The organism is Paenibacillus sp. 1182, assembly GCF_017833915.1.
Taxonomy (GTDB): domain Bacteria; phylum Bacillota; class Bacilli; order Paenibacillales; family Paenibacillaceae; genus Paenibacillus; species Paenibacillus polymyxa_D.
On the sequence record NZ_JAFICR010000013.1, the window covers coordinates 1 to 16226 of the forward strand.

Below are 16226 nucleotides of genomic sequence, written 5' to 3' on the forward strand. Positions count from 1 at the left end.
AGAACAAGGACCTTCTGAAGCTGGTTCGGCACGTCGCGGTCGCGGAACGAGTCTGGCTGTCCCGATTGCAGGGCAAGGGCAGCGCGCAATATTCGTTGTGGGAGGAAGCAGAAGACCTGACGGCGATCCGGACGATATTCGAAGAAAACGCCGAGCAATATCGCGTCTATATCGAAGGGCTCGAGGAATCCGAGTTGGACGAGATGATCGACTATGCGAACCAGAGTGGGGTTCCGTTCCGAACGTCCGTCCGGGACATCCTGTCGCAGGTCCTCTTACATGGGCAATATCACCGGGGACAGATCAACCGGTCGCTTCGGATCGAATCGGCAGAGCCTGCCCAAGTCGATTACATCACGTTCGCGAGGCTCTAACAGAGCCTAATAATCACCTTTACTCGGAATGGGATTGGCATTGAACGACGGGTACGAAAGCTCAACAAATTGCTTTTACCATATAAGAGCAACATGCTAATGTATATTAGCAGACGATGGTGTTTTATAAGTGATAAGAACCTACACTGCCTTATTTAGGATCAAAGAGAGCCCATACCCTTATAAATTGGAAAATTAATTTGCTTCCAAATACGGTTATGGGCTTATTTACTTTTCATAAGCACTACACCACATTAGACTGCCGGTACTTGTTTAAGCTAACGGGCAGGATAGTTCAAATACGTGGTATCATGTGGTGAGTAATTAATGGAGCCCTCTTTTACAATGTTGAGAATGAGGGAAATCGTGGTCGGCTTGGAATGGGAAGGTTTGTATAGAGAATTGTTGGGAGATGGAAACCAATTGCTTATGGAAGGCGCAATGGATGTCTGTCATCGCTTATCAAAGACCCATCGAATGTTCGTAATCACGAATGGTATCACTCACACGCAAATCAAACGCTTGAAGCAGTCTGGGCTATATAAGTTTTTCGAGGATATCTTTGATTCGCAAAGCATTGGTTATCAAAAACCGAAGGGAGAATTTTTCAATTACGTCATAAGTCATATTTCAGATGGTGGTCTTCAGTCGGGCATTGACACCTGTTGGGTCAACAGAACCGGACAAATAAGTCCGGCAGAAATTAAAAGCACATATACAATCTCAAACTTAATGGAGCTCACTTCCATCTGTTAGGCTGTAAAAACAAACGCTTGTGCCGCCTCAATTATCACTTTTTGGTGACTATATCACAAAAAAGTGGGTACTGTTTTTCTTGTAACTTTTCCCCCATACTATCGTTCATAGGAGGTTCATGAAGCAGACAGAGCATCCTATACCATATAAATCATTATAAAAGGAGTGTAATAGAATGGGGAAATTTGACGGGAAGGTAGCAGTTGTAACCGGAGGTACAAGCGGCATCGGTCTCGCGTCGGCACAACAGTTCGTAAAAGAAGGGGCTTACGTTTTTATCACGGGACGCAGACAACGTGAACTGGATGAAGCAGTAAAGCAGATCGGAAAGAATGTTACAGGTGTCCGAGGTGACATATCTAAATCGGAAGATCTAGATATATTATTCGAAACAGTTAAGCGAGAAAAGGGACACTTGGACATTCTCTTTGCAAATGCCGGACTAGGGTCATTGCTTCCATTAGGAGAAATTACAGAAGCACAATACTACAAGACTTTCGATGTCAACGTGAAAGGAACCATCTTTACAGTACAAAAGGCATTAGCTTTGTTTCCAAATAAAAGAGGTTCGATTATTCTAACGGGATCCACTGCTGGCTCGACGGGGATGCCAGCGTTTAGTATCTATGGTGCATCCAAGGCAGCGATCAGACAGCTCGTCCGCAGCTGGATTCTTGATATGAGAGGGACCGAAATTCGTATAAACATCCTTAGTCCGGGAACAATCGTAACGCCGGCGTACGATGAGTTATTTGGCTCTGAACTAGATCATTTACTGGAACAGGCAAAAAATGATATTCCGCTCGGCAGAGTGGGGCAGGTTGAAGAGATCTCCAATGCTGTCATGTTCCTAGCCTCTAATGAAAGCAGCTATATGAACGGCGTTGAATTATTCGTAGATGGCGGAGTAGCTCAAGTTTAACCAGGACATAGTAATTTTCAAACGACAAAGATTTTTAAATCAACTTAAAGGCGATTGTATTATCCCCTCCATGTAACGTTCAATTTTTCCTTCAGTGATCCTTGAAGGATCAAGCGATACATGAAGGGGATATTCTTAGATCGGGAGATGGTGTATTGATATGAAAACATTTTTCTGTGAACTGGAAGTTACACTAGAGGTTATCGGAGGAAAGTGGAAGGGGCTTGTTCTGTACTATTTAATAAAAGGACCTAAACGGACGGGAGAGCTTAAGCGACTCGTTCATAATATATCGCAAAAGATGCTGATTCAAACTCTTCGGGAACTGGAAACAGACGGATTAATTCGCAGAAAGATGTACAATCAGGTACCGCCTAAGGTGGAATATTCAACGACGGAACTGGGTCAATCACTTGAACCCATTTTGAGATCGCTTTGTGATTGGGGGGGGAATTACGCAGAGCAATCCTTCGCTCCGGGCGAGATTGAGATTTTGTATCTGGATTAACTGTCGGGGGACAAGAGCATAGTCCCATTTGAAGTCGCTATTTTAGCGGCTTTTTTGTTTTATCGTTTTACGTTGATGTTTTCGAGTGATGAGCAATATTCTAGTACAGGTTACTTCGTAATTAACAAGGTGCACTACAAAACTAAGGACACAAAACTTGTCTCAGAGATTAATAAGTACGTCTTGGATTATGGCAAAAGCATCATGCCCCAGCTGTTGCCAGGAGTCTGAGCAAACAAGTAAGCGGTTGAGGCTAATGACAGAACCCATTACGCTAACGAGAAACGTTAGTTTAATAAAACAGCGGTAGTCTGAGACTGCCGCTGTCTTTTTTGTTGGCGCCAGTCTAATACTTATTTTATGGGATCTGTCGGTTTTTAAAATTTAAAAGCCGCTTGGAGCAGCAAAACTTTATTTTCTTCTGACACTTTTTTCTTTGACAAAAGTATACTTATCCTATAGGATTAAAAATACAAAACTGACTGACTGATCAATCGGGAGGAGGGAACCCATGCAGCCACGGAAGGCGAAGCAGTCCGAGACCGTCTCAAATGACCAACCTGCCGAGCACGCGGGAGAAGAAACAGACCGCAGAACACAGCTTCTTCACATAGCATTGAAGCGGTTCGCCGAGCAGGGTTACCATCAAACGAAGATTTCAGATATCGTGGTAGAGGCGGGAGTAGCCCAAGGCACGTTTTATTGGCATTTTAAAAGCAAAGAGGCACTGGCGCTGGAGATTATCGCTACCGGTCGTGAACAACTACTGTCAGCGATTGGACAGGGATATCGCCGTGATGCGGGAACGCTGGCTGATATGGTTAAGGCATCGGAGGCGCTGTTTGTTCGGTTATTTGATTTTGCATTGGAGAACCGCTATCTGATGGGTTTGCTGCTGATCGGCAGTGGTGTCGATGAACCGGTGCGCCAGAGTATCCGAGAGACAAGGGCCGCGATGGAGCTGGCATTCCGGCGCAATATGGAAAGAGCGATCGAGCTGAACATGTTGCCTGCTGAATTGGATGTCGAATTAAGGGCGGCACTACTCATGAGTATGATCGAAGGTGTCATTACACGCTGGCTATTCGGTTCAGAGGGAACATATGACCACATCACGCAGATAACTGCTAAAAGATTGGCAGCAGAGGCGGCTAATTTTGAGTTTTATGGACTACTAGGTCAAAGCTAGAGGGTCAACATCGCATGAATGGGTAGTTGGCAACAAATAATATAGCCAAATCACATATATGAACTCAATCATTTACATCCAGACAGGAGAGAACGATACATGAAAACACGTAAAAAAGGGTTCTTGGTAACTATACTCATGGCTGTGGCATTGTTCAGCCTTGTGCTAAGCGCTTGCGGTACTAAGCCAGAAGCTTCTAATACTAGCAATGGAGCGGGTAGCAGTAATGGGGCAGCGAGTAACCAGCTCGAAGCAATCAAGAAGGCTGGTGTGATTAAGGTAGGCATGATGGGCACCTATCCGCCGTACAATTTCTTGAACGATAACAAGGAATTGGACGGATTTGATGTGGATATCGCCAAAGAATTGGCGAAGCGGATTGGAGTGAAACCGGAGTTCACGGCACAAGAATTCTCGGGGCTGGTTCCAAGTTTGCAAAAGAAAAAATTCGATGCAGTGATTAGTCAGGTGACGATTACAGAGGATCGTAAGAAGGCTATTGACTTCACAGAGCCTTATATCACAAACAATGTAAACATTATCGTAAACAGCAAAACAAATGATATTACCAAGCTGGAGGACTTTAAAGGCAAAACCATTGGTGTCGGCTTGGGAACGAATGATGAATCTTATCTGCGGAATGAAGTACTGCCGAAGGTAGGCGATTTTGAGATTAAAACGTATGATGATGTCATTACTTCCTTAAAGGATCTAAACTCTGGTCGTATTGACGCAACAATCAACAATCTGTATGCTCTCAAGCCCATTATCGATAAAAACGGGTTCCAAATTAAAGCCGTAGGCGAGCCAATTAAATCGGATCAAGCGGGTGTAGCCATTAACCAGAAAACTCCTGAGCTCAAAGAAGCCTTGAACAAGGCTTTGAAGGAAATGAAGGAAGACGGCACTTACAAAACAATTTTCAAAAAATGGTTTGGCGAGGAGCCAAAAGAATAACGTAAGCCTGTTAGAGGCGTCTGGCTCCAGTCTTGGCTTTTATGCTGACATGGGGCCACTCGTCTGAAAGAAGGGAATATAACCAATGCTTGAATTAATGTGGGAGAACGTCCCTTTTTTATTAAAGGGTGCTTATTATACGCTATATATTACGATTGTCTCTATGTTTTTTGGCCTAATCATTGGTTTGATTGTTGCTGTGGCCCGGTTGAAGGGGAATCGACCTGTTCGATGGCTGGCGCGCATGTATGTATCGATCATTCGGGGGACGCCGGTTTTGGTGCAGATTGCAGTCATTTATTATGGGCTGGATGATTATGGAATATCATTCGGATCGCTGACAGCTGCTTGTCTGGCACTTAGCATTAATACAGGGGCGTACTTATCGGAGACGTTCCGTGGAGCTATTTTAGCTATACCCCAGGGACAGACCGAGGCAGCTTATGCAACGGGAATGTCGCCCGGTCAAACGATGTGGCGTATTATTCTTCCTCAGGCGGTACGGATCGCAATTGCACCGATGGGGAATACATTTGTAGGTATGCTTAAAGAAACGTCGCTGGTGTCGTTTATCGGGGTCAGTGAATTGATGCGGCAGGCACAGCTTTTACAGGCGCAGTATTTGCTTTACATGCCGTTTCTGCTCGAAATTGGCCTGATGTACTGGATTATGAGCATTGGATTCTCCGCTATACTGGAGCGGGTGGAAAAGCGTCTGGCTCGAGCTTATTAGCGTCTGGCTCGAGCTTATTAAGGTGGAGATGATAGATGATGATAACAACTAACGGATTAGGTAAACGATTCGGACAGGTAGAGGTTCTGAAAAGCATTGATTTTCAGGTTGCCGCTCGTGAAATCGTCGTATTACTCGGCCCGAGCGGTTCAGGTAAAAGTACCTTGCTGCGCTGCCTGAACGGTCTGGAAGAGCTGTCTTCCGGCAAGTTTGAGGTGAATGGGATTGAGGTCGATGCTACGGCTCCCGTTCGTGTCCGCCAAGCAGCCATTCGTGAGATTCGCAAACAGACAGGGATGGTGTTCCAGCAATTCAATCTGTATCCGCACAAAACCGCAATCGGCAATGTCATTGAAGGACTGCTGACAGTAAAAAAAATGCCGCGCGACAAGGCTATGTCCATCGGACAACGGTTGTTGGAGCGGGTGGGGTTATCGGACAAGCAGGATGTACATCCTTCACGTCTGTCCGGTGGACAACAGCAACGAGTAGCCATTGCGCGTGCGCTGGCGATGAACCCGGCGATTATGCTGTTCGATGAGCCGACATCGGCGCTTGATCCCGAGCTGGTAGGGGAAGTGCTGGGTGTTATGCGAGAGCTGGCTCAAGACGGAATGACGATGGTCGTCGTTACTCATGAGATGAAATTTGCTCGCGAGGTGGCGGACAAGGTCGTATTTATGGCAGATGGAATCATTTTGGAGGAGGCAGCGCCACAGGCGTTTTTTGACACTCCCCAGCATGAGAGAACACAGAAATTTTTACGTCAAATCAGTGAATTTTAAAATAAGATCGAGGATGAATCATAGATTATTAAAATGGAAAGAAGGCCTTTGAACATGAAAGTATCTACAACTTGGCACGGCAAACGCGCGTTTACTTCGGAGGGACCATCCGGTTATTCTGTAGGGATGGATGCTACGGCGGCTTATGGCGGTGATGGTAAAGGAATGACACCCATGGAACTGCTATTGGCAGGTCTGGCAGGATGTATGGGTATCGATATCACAATGATTTTGGATCGTTTCTTGTCAGACATTACTCGCATTGATATTGACGCAGAAGGTACGCGCAAGGAAGAAACGCCGACAGGCTTTACAGCGATTGATCTGACATTCCACGTAGATGGAGATATTCCGGATTACCGCGTATGGAAAGCAATTCAGATGGGTAAGGAAAAATATTGTGCCGTATCCGATTCCTTAAAAGCGGAAATTCGAATGCACCTCATTTTGAATGGAACCGAAGTACCCTATCCAGCATAAGTGTTGAAGAATAATGAAAGAGAGTCAGCCTGTGTTATATACAGGAGACTCTCTTTTTTATGTTATTTGAAAATATGACACGTAATGAAACCTTTTGTACTGTGTTTTCGTTTAAAATAGAAATTGAAATATAAAAATGGGAAAATAAACCTATGTATGAAATGCATACAGGGGGAGGTTATAGTGAAACGAAAGTGCCTTATCATAATAGCAACTATTGTGGCTACAGTGCTCATCGTTATGGGTGTGACAACAGGATTACTATCTTTCGTGCAGAATCAAGTGGCTAATCCCCCGAATACCGTCCGACCCACAACTGCGATTGCAGCTGACGTTAAGGAAGAAACGAAGGAACAGGATGCTGCCACGCGTTTACTTCATTTTGTGGAGGCGAATGCAGAAAAGGTTTCGATTACGATTCTGAGAGATGGAAAAAAGCTGGCAGGCCAAGAAGAGAACCGTATGATGCCTTTGGCGAGCACCGTCAAAACGATCATTGCGATTGAATATGCCAAGCAAGCGGCGGTGGGTCAGATTAACCCGGATAAGAGAGTGAAGCTGATTTCGCTGGAAAGGTTTTATTTGCCGGGTTTGGATGGTGGTGCTCATGCGGCGTGGCTACAGGATATGGAAGCTAAAGGGCGGATACAGAATGAAACTGTATCTGTACGCGAGGTTGCCAAGGGGATGATTCAATTCAGTTCCAACGCCAATGCGGAGTATTTAATGGACAAACTGGGGTTGGAAGCGATCAATCGGACGAGAGCCAACTTGGGTTTGCAAAATCATGATCCTATTTATCCTTTTGTATCCTCTATTCTGATTCCTTACGAACGTATGAAGGAGAGCCAAGGTGAGAATTGGAATAATACAAAGAATAATATTTCTGCCAAAGAAGCCATCCAGGCGATGTCTGGCACGGAGTTTCGCCGATATGCCCGTGTGATTCATAACAAGCTGCGCCGTGATGTGAGTGGTTCTTACAAGAGAAACGCAGATATTAAGAACTGGTATGACCAGGATTATGACCGTATCAATACGGATCGTTTTATAGCTTCAACGACAGCCGATTATGCCTTTTTAATGAGTAAGCTGAACCGCCGTCAAGGGTTCACAAAAGTTGAGCAAAAGTTATTGTCCGAGGTCATGGAGAAACCACTTATGGTTCTTCCTGAAAACCAGCAATTTTTGAAACATACTGGGCAAAAAGGTGGCTCCACAGCTTACGTTTTGACACTGACAATGTATGCAACAGATAAGGAAGGGCATTTGACAGAGCTAGCTGTCTTTTTTAACGATTTGGATCCTAACACAAATGCCAGCTTGCCTGAAATGATAAATGATTTTAAAAAGAGATTACTACATGATAAATCGTTTACAAAAGAAATTAATCAGCGTATCGGTGTACAGGTGAGAAGGTAACGCAGCTAAACGCTACGGTATAATGCAGCGTTTAACTGCGATGCGTAACTCCTTATCCTCATCCTATCCGCTGCCTTTCTGTTTGCGTTCCCGCAGTAATAGATACAAAAAATATGGCGCGCCAATGACGGCTGTCACGATGCCAGCGGGAATTTCGAGCGGCGGCTTCAGACCCCGTCCGAGCGCGTCGGAGAGGACGAGAATCAGCGCGCCGATCATCGCCGAGCCGGGCAATAGATAGCGGTGGCGATTGCCAAATAACCGTCGTGCCAGATGCGGTGCCAGCAGTCCGATAAATCCGATGGAGCCGATGGCAGCGACACAGGAGGCAGCCAAGGCGACTGACACGGCTAGCAGTCCTGTACGCACACGCTTCACGCTAAGTCCCAGCCCAGCAGAGCTTTCCTCATCTAGGCTCATAATATCCAGCTTGCGCTGTAGTGCATAGGCGAGAGGTAGTAACACGATTAACCACGGCAGTAGCCCATACACTTCGTCCCAGCCTTTGCCCCACAGACTTCCAGCTAGCCAAGTGAGCGTGTCGCTGGCTTCGAGTGGATACTTGACCAGTATATAGTCGGTCGCAGCCTGAAAAATAGCGCCCACCGCCAGTCCGGTCAAGGCTAGCATGTTGGGACGCATGCCTCCCTTCATCGAAAGCTGTACGAGCAACAGTGCAGCTAGCCCGGCACCGACAAAGGCGGCTACAGGCAACAGCGCCACTGGGGATGAGGGCAGCAGTACGATGACGAGAACCGCCGCAAAGCCAGCCCCCTTGGATACACCTACCACATCTGGCGAGGCTAGCGGGTTGCGGATCATACCTTGCAGCAGAACACCGGCTACTGCCAGCCCAGCTCCTGCCATGATGGCCAGTAGGCCGCGCGGCAGCCGATAATGGTGAACGATGAACCAGGAAGAAGCATTCCGGTCCGTCAGAGCCTTGATCAGCTCAGAGGGCGTAATGTAGGTGCTGCCCACGCCTATAGCTATAAAAGCAACACCCAGCATGAGCGCGAGTAAAATCCACAGTTTTTTCATCGTGAAGCCCTCCCGTTCTTATGCGCCAGATATAAAAAGAAGGGCGCACCCACCAGCGCGGTTACAATGCCAACGGGTGATTCATAAGGAAATGCAATAAATCGTCCAAGCACGTCCGCATAGGTCAGCAGCAGAGCTCCGCAGATTGCAGACAGGGGAATGACCCGTTTGTAATTGTCGCCTGTAAACATCTTGATGATATTCGGTACCATCAAGCCCACAAAGCCGATGGAACCGGCTACCGCTATGGCAGAGCCTGCCAGCATAATCACTGAGGCCGAGGCCAGTAGACGGACAAGACGTACGTTTTGTCCCAATCCCTGTGCGACCTCCGTCCCGAGGCTCAGCACAGATAGCGAGGGGGCCAGCGCTAGCGCAAGAATCATACCCACGGCGAACCATGGTAGCACCAGACGCGTGTCGGCCCAAGTGGACCCGTCGATGGCTCCGGCGAGCCAATATAGCACATCGGATATTTGCTCGTTGAACACGAGCAGTCCCTGGGTGATGGAGGCCAGCAGCAGATGCACGGCCATCCCGGCAAGGGCCAGCTTGACCGGCGTCATGCCCGCCGTTCCGGCCAGCGCATATACGAAGGAACCGCCTGCGATGGCCCCGGCAAAAGCAAAATAAATGCTGCCGGACGATCCGATATTTGGCAGCAGCACGACGGACAGCACGACAGCCAGCGAAGCGCCTGAGCTGACCCCGAATACCTGCGGCGAAGCCAGCGGGTTGCGTGTGATGGCCTGCATCAGAGCTCCAGCCACGGCAAGCCCGGCCCCGACGATTAGGCCAATAACGGCACGCGGTAGGCGTACCGTCAAGACAATGAGCTGATCCTTAGACGGATGCTCCGTGAACAGCGCAGTCAGCATGGTGGGGATGTCCATCCTGACTGGGCCAATCGCCACGCTGAGCAGCAGTCCAGCCAGCAACGCAGCGATAAGTGCAAAGAAGACCGGCTTATTCAGCCGGTCGCGTGAGGCTTGTCCGATCACCGGGAGCCGTCTCCTTTACTTTGCGCGGGATACAGAAGCGAAATGGCTTGCTCCAGTATTTTTTCGGCTGAGCCGAGTCCACGGTATCGGGTCCACAGTGCCCGGTTTACTTCGTAAACTTCCCCTTTTTTGACGGCCGTAATGTTTTGCCAAAGCGGGTTTTGCTTCCATTCCGCAATCAGCTTCTCATCGGCTTCCACCAAAAAGATCACATCAGGATCCGCTTGTGAAATTTGCTCCAGCGTCAGCTTGACGGTAGGCTCGCTTGTATTTTGAAGGGCATTGTGGATACCCGCTTGCTCCAGTAGTTGTCCATCAAAGGATGAAGCGCCGTGAGCCGATAGTGAATCAGAACGGAATACCCCTAGCAATACGCTGCGTGGCTCACCAGCTTTGATGCCTTCTTTCAACTTTTCCATTGTAGCTTTATGCGTAGCGAGAATTTGCTCGCCTTTTTCCTTCTCACCCAACGCATCGGCGATGACACCGAAGGATGCCAAGTTTTGTTCATAGGAGGAATTGCGGCTCTTTAGAACAATGGTCGGAGCAATCTCACTAAGTTCTTTGTATATGCTTTTATGACGATTCAGATCAGCAATAATCAAATCCGGCTTCAAGGAGCTGATCGTTTCCAGGTTTGGCTGTTTGCGTGTTCCTACTGGTGTGAAGTCGATTTTCTTGCCGAGCAGCCCATCAATATCATCGTCATTTTCCTGAGCTATACCGACAGGAGTTACGCCCAGTTGGGTTGTGGCATCGACAAAAGAGAATTCCAGGGTTACGATTCTTTTGGGTGTACCTGTAACTTTGGTTTCTCCCATCTCATGTTTAATCATTCGAGTGTCGCCTGTTGCTTGAGGTGCTACTGCGCTGTTATCTTGTGACTGGCTTCCACATCCCGCCATAATGACCGTCAGTAGTGCCAGGATCGCTGCAAGCAGCATACCTGTGCGCAGTGGTTGTTTCGGTATTGCCATATGTTATCCCCCGTTCCAGTATGATTATCAGAGAAACTGATAATCATTATCAATCAACTAACTGTTGATCATTCTAGCAATCGGGAAGGAGGACGTAAATAATGTGGTTATTTAAACCGTTTTGATCGATTAAGTGAATTAAATTCAATAAAATTATGAATAGGAGGAGGGGAAGTACCAGGACATCAGAGTTGGACGGTTTATGCATCCCTCCGCTGTCGGCGATAGATACGCTCCGGTCTGCCGACGGTTCCGTACACCTGATCGTGGTGCGCGTCGCCACTTTCCACTAAATACTCCAGATACCTTCTGGCTGTAGAACGGCTCATACCCAGCTCGATTCCCACTGTACCTGTAGTCACCTCACCCCGTCGATTCAGGAGATCTAGCACTTTGTCGCAAGTTACTTTATCGATGCCTTTGGCCCATAGTTCTCCGACTCCGTTCCCCGCCATCCGACCGGTGCCCGCGCTTTGAAGTAAACTGTCAATTTCAGATTGCTCGACTGTGGATTGTTCCTCTTGCCATGTTGTGATTTGTCGCCGAAACCGGGCATATTCCTCCAAGGTCGCACGCAATCTCTCGAATATAAGCGGCTTTACGATAAAATCAAACACGCCTGCTCGAACGGCTTGTACCACTGTTTCAGCTTCTTTGGCGGCAGTCAGCATAATAACATCTGTCCCCGGATAGTGTTGCTTGATGAACGATAGCAGGGTTAGACCATCCGTATCAGGAAAATAAACATCCAGCACGACTAGAGGAGGACGGAGCACGTCCAGTTGAAGTTTTGCCTCAAATTCGTTCGTCGCGATTGCACATACGGTGAACCCGTCCACCTTTTCAATAAATCGGCGGTTAATCTCCGCAATTCGCGGATCGTCTTCAATAATAAGAACCTCAATGTCCGATAAAACCTGCTCATTCATGGGCATAACCTCCTTTTGCATTATTACTCGTATCTGTTCTATGTAAAGGAATGTAAACCTCAAAAATACTTCCTCCACCAGGACGTTTGTGCACTTCTATAGAGCCGCCCATTCGTTCAGTGTACTCCAGCACGAGAGCAAGGCCATATCCATGTCCTGCTTCTGCTTTGGTCGAAGCTCCTCTGACAAACAACTTTTCTTGGATATCGTCCGAAATTCCCGATCCGTTATCCGCAACTTCGACGATGATGGCTTCAGTCGTTTCTTCAAGCCGGAACCAGACCTGTCCGTCAAAGATGGAGGACATCGCAACAGCTTCCATGGCATTGTCCAGCAGGTTTCCGGCTATGGAAGCGAGAAAGGACCACTCCAACGTAGGGGACTGGGTTGAGAATGCTCCTTTAATATCAGAATGGAGTAAAACCCCTTTTTCCAGCGCCTGTTTCTTCTTACCGATCAGTAGGCTGGCGATGATTGAATCGGGCAGGAGAGCTGTGGCAATCGGCCTGTGTACACGATATTCCTCTGATTCCTGGGTGATAAAGTCCACCGCTTCGTCATAACACTCCAACTGAATCAGGCCGGATATGAGATACAGCCGATTGGCGTATTCGTGTGTTTGTGATCGCAGTACTTCCGCGTAATCTTTGACCTCTGTCAACTGTTGTGTCATGTGGAGCAGTTCGGTCTTGTCACGCAGACTGGCAACCGTGCCCATGATGCGACCGGAACGATCCTGGATCGGCACACGGCTGACGACTACAATTCGCTGTTGGACCTCAATTTCCTCATTCCATATGTACTGTCCCTGATCTGGCCCCATCGTTGAATGCTCTACTGTGTAATCGGCAACAAGCATATCAACCAGTACATCCGGAACACCAGTCAAGTGACGAAGGTCGCATCCGTAGATAGAGGTTTCCGGCGGGAGTCCGATCAAGCGAGCTGCCTGTGGATTGGCAAGTGTGATTTGTCCGTTACTATTAACCGCGATAATCCCTTCGCCGATGGACTCAATAATGGCTTGCTTTTCCTGGTACAACCGTCCGATCTCCACTGGCTCCAGTCCATGCAGTGCGCGGCGTACCCGTTGCGCTATAACCAGGCTTCCCAATATGCCGATCATCAGCGCGCCCACCATAAACCAGAGCCATGCATATGTGTATGTACGAATATTTTGCTGCACATCTGTCATTAAAAAACCTACAGAGACGAGCCCGATGGCCTTACCTTGCGTATCATAAACGGCTGTTTTGGCGCGTATTGACGGTCCGAGAGAGCCCGTCGATTCAGTGATAAAGGACTGCCCTTGCAGTACCTTATCATTCATGGGGTCTATCATAGGCGTGCCGATGCGCTCCGGGTTTACATGCCACTGCCGGATGAGATGATGATCAGCAATAGTAATAAAATCAGCGCCGCTGCTGGCTTGGACAGGCTTTATGACCTCGTTGATACGCGAACGCAATTGCGTCGTCTCAGTCTGCTCCAGAGCGTCTCTGACCTGCGCATCTACGGCGAGGGTATTGGCGACGGTGAGCGCCCTTTCTCCGATTTCATCATATAGAGCGGAGGTGATCATATATCGAAAGGATAATCCCAACAGCCCGGTAACTACCAGTACTAATAGGGATATAAATACCATTAGTTTTGTCTGAAAACGCACATGCCTTCACCGCCGTTAAACAAAATATAGGAGGAACGGATCAGTTGATCTCTCCCCCATACGATCTATTTTACTGTATTACAGAAACGCCCGCACTTTTATTCTTTCGAAAGAATGGTCTATAATAGAAATAGTTACATAATACGAGGAGGAACATAATATGATTATTATTCATGCCGATATGAAAGTTTTACCTGAAAAAAGAGAGGCTTTTTTGCAACAAACCCAAGGGCTGGTCAGCGCATCCCAAGCTGAAGAAGGCAATGTACGCTACACGTTAATGCAGGATCTGAATGATTCCAACGCATTTACGATGGTTGAAGAGTGGAAAGATGCTGCTGCTGTAGATTTCCATAATAATTCTGCCCATTTCCAGGCATTTGTTGCCGCGGCTAAAGAATTGTTGGCTGCTCCGCTTCAAGTGAATGCTTTTCAGGATGCAACTAAACTGTAATCATCCCGTTGGATAATTCATAATCAGGAACAGGAGGAATAGACATGGGGAACATTGTGGATACAACTGTACTGAATAACGGAGTTCAGATGCCTTGGCTCGGTTTCGGTACTTACAAGGCGGAAGGCAATGAGGTCTACGAAGCGGTCAAAACAGCTATTGAGGTCGGTTACCGTCACATTGATACAGCGGCGATCTACGGCAACGAGGAACTGGTTGGACAAGCCATTCGTGATAGTGGAGCGGCTAGAGAAAATCTGTTTGTAACCACCAAGCTATGGAATCAGGATCAGGGCTACGATTCAACACTGCGTGCCTTTGAGGAAAGTCGTAAACGGCTGGGTCTGGATATCATTGATCTGTATCTCATTCATTGGCCTGGTAAGGATAAGTACAAGGAAACCTGGAAAGCATTTGAACGCTTGTATGAAGAAGGAAGCGTACGCGCTATCGGCGTTAGTAACTTCCAAGTTCACCATCTCGAAGACCTCCTCCAAGATAGCAACATGGTTCCTGTCATCAATCAAGTGGAGCTTCACCCACGTCTGACACAACAAGAGCTGCATCAATACTGCCGGGAGCACCAGATTCAGCTAGAATCGTGGAGCCCGCTGATGAAGGGGAAATTAACCGAGCAAGCGGACATCGTTGAGATTGCTGCCAAATACGGTAAAACCTCTTCGCAGGTCATTTTGCGTTGGCATCTGGATCGGGGGATTGTGACGATTCCCAAATCGGTTACCGCGCATCGTATCCGCGAAAATGCCGATTTGTTCGATTTTGAACTAACGACTGAGGATATTGACCGAATTAATGGTCTTCATCTGGATGAGCGTGTAGGCACCCATCCCGATAAGCTGTTGTTTTAAATAAATATTCACTTGTAAAAAGAACCTCCCATTCTGCGTTTATCGCGGTTTGGGAGGTTCCTTTTTTAGGTTCAGGTGTGGCTTTGTCTATTTACTTGTTTAGCTTACGATACAACAAGTAAGAATAGAGTACAGGAGAGATAACGGATATGATCAGTACGGTTAGGAAAATGACTACTCCGGCCATTCCACCGATCCATGCCGCCACCAACGCTGAAGCACCGCCAAGCATCATCATAGGCCCCCCGAAACGGTGCGTTTTACGCCATACCTCGGGATTAGACAGAGTCCACGGCGTGCGGATACCGAACGTATAGTTCGGCTGTACCTGAGTCATATAATTCCCCATCACCATCAGCATCAGGCCTATTAACCCTAAAATTATAGCATTCATTTGCAGTCGTATATTCAGGTTATACAGCAGCATTCCCCAACCGGCTATAGCGAGAATGAGCGAAGTGCCTACACGCGTAACCTCATAGGCTTTAGCAAATTTCTCGAAATTTGCTCTGTTGGGGTCCATGTGGCGTGCCAATCGAATGACCAGCGGGACTAGGCCCAACAACACGAGCATGATAATAGAACCACTTTTGCTCGTATACCCATCTGCTGTATTGTTAAAGTTAATATGCGAGACTAGAACATTGGGAAGCCGGTCGTACAGCAGTATAGCGCCTATGGCGGGTGATAAGGCAATCAAAGTTGTCAAAACATCCGTCAAGCTCCAAGGTGTTCGAAATTTCATTCAGATTCCTCCCCATCCTTAATATGATTCACATTTTTCCTGGCAGGGGTATCGGAGTGGGCTATACTGAACATCCAACCGATGACATCCGCCACAACCGTTGTATGCAGGGTGTATATAATGTTTTGCCCCTGTCGTTCATCCAGCACCAGCCCAGCCTGCTTTAGGATATTGAGATGGTGGGAGATGCTGGGTTTGCTAATTTGAAAATGTTCAGCTACTTCGCCTGCGCTCATGCTTTTTTCCTTTAAAAGCTGCAAGATTGTACGCCGGGTCGGATCAGCCAAAGCTTTGAAGGCATCGTTCAAAATACATTTCCTCCTTTAGATATTTAGATAATATTCTAAATATCTAACACCATAGTAAAATACAGCTATACTACATGTCAATGGAACAAGACATCATTTTAGAAAAAATT

At 47.3% G+C, this 16226-nt stretch carries 19 protein-coding genes; 12 read left to right on the forward strand and 7 right to left on the reverse strand.

Translation table 11 applies throughout. The annotated features are described in order from the left end of the window. From JOD82_RS22610 to JOD82_RS22655, 10 genes are all read left to right on the forward strand, one after another. A partial coding sequence (locus JOD82_RS22610; RefSeq protein WP_209949963.1) for a DinB family protein occupies positions 1-374 on the forward strand: 374 nt, incomplete at its 5' end. Between the two features lie 345 nt (positions 375-719). Beyond that, the gene (locus JOD82_RS22615; protein ID WP_245231537.1) at positions 720-1130 is read left to right on the forward strand and encodes an HAD family hydrolase; all 411 of its coding nucleotides are present in this window, start codon (positions 720-722) and stop codon (positions 1128-1130) included. A 175-nt stretch (positions 1131-1305) separates the two neighbouring features. Continuing rightward, complete coding sequence (locus JOD82_RS22620; protein WP_165149917.1) at positions 1306-2052, forward strand: SDR family NAD(P)-dependent oxidoreductase; 747 nt, start codon at positions 1306-1308, stop codon at positions 2050-2052. Between the two features lie 160 nt (positions 2053-2212). Next, positions 2213-2560: a winged helix-turn-helix transcriptional regulator gene (locus tag JOD82_RS22625; protein ID WP_019685981.1), complete on the forward strand. Its 348-nt coding sequence runs from the start codon at positions 2213-2215 to the stop codon at positions 2558-2560. Positions 2561-3071: 511 nt separating this feature from the next. Beyond that, positions 3072-3749: a TetR/AcrR family transcriptional regulator gene (locus JOD82_RS22630; RefSeq protein WP_061832076.1), complete on the forward strand. Its 678-nt coding sequence runs from the start codon at positions 3072-3074 to the stop codon at positions 3747-3749. Between the two features lie 99 nt (positions 3750-3848). Further along, on the forward strand, positions 3849-4706 hold the full coding sequence (locus tag JOD82_RS22635; RefSeq protein ID WP_069012862.1) for a substrate-binding periplasmic protein: 858 nt from the start codon (positions 3849-3851) through the stop codon (positions 4704-4706). 85 nt (positions 4707-4791) lie between these two features. Beyond that, complete coding sequence (locus tag JOD82_RS22640) at positions 4792-5439, forward strand: amino acid ABC transporter permease (RefSeq protein WP_209949964.1); 648 nt, start codon at positions 4792-4794, stop codon at positions 5437-5439. A gap of 35 nt (positions 5440-5474) precedes the next feature. After that, positions 5475-6224 (forward strand): amino acid ABC transporter ATP-binding protein, encoded by a 750-nt coding sequence (locus JOD82_RS22645; protein WP_280921462.1) that lies wholly within the window; start codon positions 5475-5477, stop codon positions 6222-6224. 54 nt (positions 6225-6278) lie between these two features. Next, on the forward strand, positions 6279-6704 hold the full coding sequence (locus tag JOD82_RS22650; RefSeq protein WP_029517152.1) for an OsmC family protein: 426 nt from the start codon (positions 6279-6281) through the stop codon (positions 6702-6704). 183 nt (positions 6705-6887) lie between these two features. Next, positions 6888-8126 carry a serine hydrolase gene (locus JOD82_RS22655; RefSeq protein ID WP_069012863.1) on the forward strand — a complete coding sequence of 413 codons (1239 nt, stop codon included), beginning with the start codon at positions 6888-6890 and terminating at the stop codon, positions 8124-8126. Positions 8127-8189: 63 nt separating this feature from the next. Here the strand turns inward: JOD82_RS22655 and JOD82_RS22660 are convergent, their stop codons facing one another. The 5 genes from JOD82_RS22660 to JOD82_RS22680 all read right to left on the reverse strand — a co-directional run bounded on the left by JOD82_RS22660 (position 8190) and on the right by JOD82_RS22680 (position 13740). Continuing rightward, complete coding sequence (locus tag JOD82_RS22660; protein WP_209949965.1) at positions 8190-9167, reverse strand: FecCD family ABC transporter permease; 978 nt, start codon at positions 9165-9167, stop codon at positions 8190-8192. Further along, entirely contained in the window at positions 9164-10168 is a 1005-nt protein-coding gene (locus JOD82_RS22665; protein ID WP_069012865.1) for a FecCD family ABC transporter permease, read from the reverse strand. The genes JOD82_RS22660 and JOD82_RS22665 overlap by 4 nt, the downstream gene beginning before the upstream one ends. Further along, positions 10165-11145, reverse strand: coding sequence for an ABC transporter substrate-binding protein (locus JOD82_RS22670; protein WP_069012866.1), 981 nt, complete (start codon positions 11143-11145; stop codon positions 10165-10167). Before JOD82_RS22670 ends, JOD82_RS22665 begins: the two co-directional genes overlap by 4 nt. A gap of 200 nt (positions 11146-11345) precedes the next feature. Further along, on the reverse strand, positions 11346-12074 hold the full coding sequence (locus JOD82_RS22675) for a response regulator (protein WP_069012867.1): 729 nt from the start codon (positions 12072-12074) through the stop codon (positions 11346-11348). After that, positions 12067-13740: an ATP-binding protein gene (locus JOD82_RS22680; RefSeq protein ID WP_069012868.1), complete on the reverse strand. Its 1674-nt coding sequence runs from the start codon at positions 13738-13740 to the stop codon at positions 12067-12069. Before JOD82_RS22680 ends, JOD82_RS22675 begins: the two co-directional genes overlap by 8 nt. Before the next feature lie 160 nt (positions 13741-13900). Here JOD82_RS22680 and JOD82_RS22685 point away from each other — a divergent pair, with 160 nt between their 5' ends. Both JOD82_RS22685 and JOD82_RS22690 read left to right on the forward strand, forming a co-directional pair. Then, on the forward strand, positions 13901-14194 hold the full coding sequence (locus tag JOD82_RS22685; protein ID WP_069012869.1) for a putative quinol monooxygenase: 294 nt from the start codon (positions 13901-13903) through the stop codon (positions 14192-14194). A gap of 44 nt (positions 14195-14238) precedes the next feature. Then, positions 14239-15063 carry an aldo/keto reductase gene (locus JOD82_RS22690; protein ID WP_209949966.1) on the forward strand — a complete coding sequence of 275 codons (825 nt, stop codon included), beginning with the start codon at positions 14239-14241 and terminating at the stop codon, positions 15061-15063. A 91-nt stretch (positions 15064-15154) separates the two neighbouring features. Here the strand turns inward: JOD82_RS22690 and JOD82_RS22695 are convergent, their stop codons facing one another. Then, a complete protein-coding gene (locus tag JOD82_RS22695; RefSeq protein WP_209949967.1) occupies positions 15155-15808 on the reverse strand; it encodes an SdpI family protein in 654 nt (217 codons plus the stop codon). After that, positions 15805-16116 carry an autorepressor SdpR family transcription factor gene (locus tag JOD82_RS22700; RefSeq protein ID WP_029517140.1) on the reverse strand — a complete coding sequence of 104 codons (312 nt, stop codon included), beginning with the start codon at positions 16114-16116 and terminating at the stop codon, positions 15805-15807. Before JOD82_RS22700 ends, JOD82_RS22695 begins: the two co-directional genes overlap by 4 nt. Positions 16117-16226 lie beyond the last annotated feature (110 nt).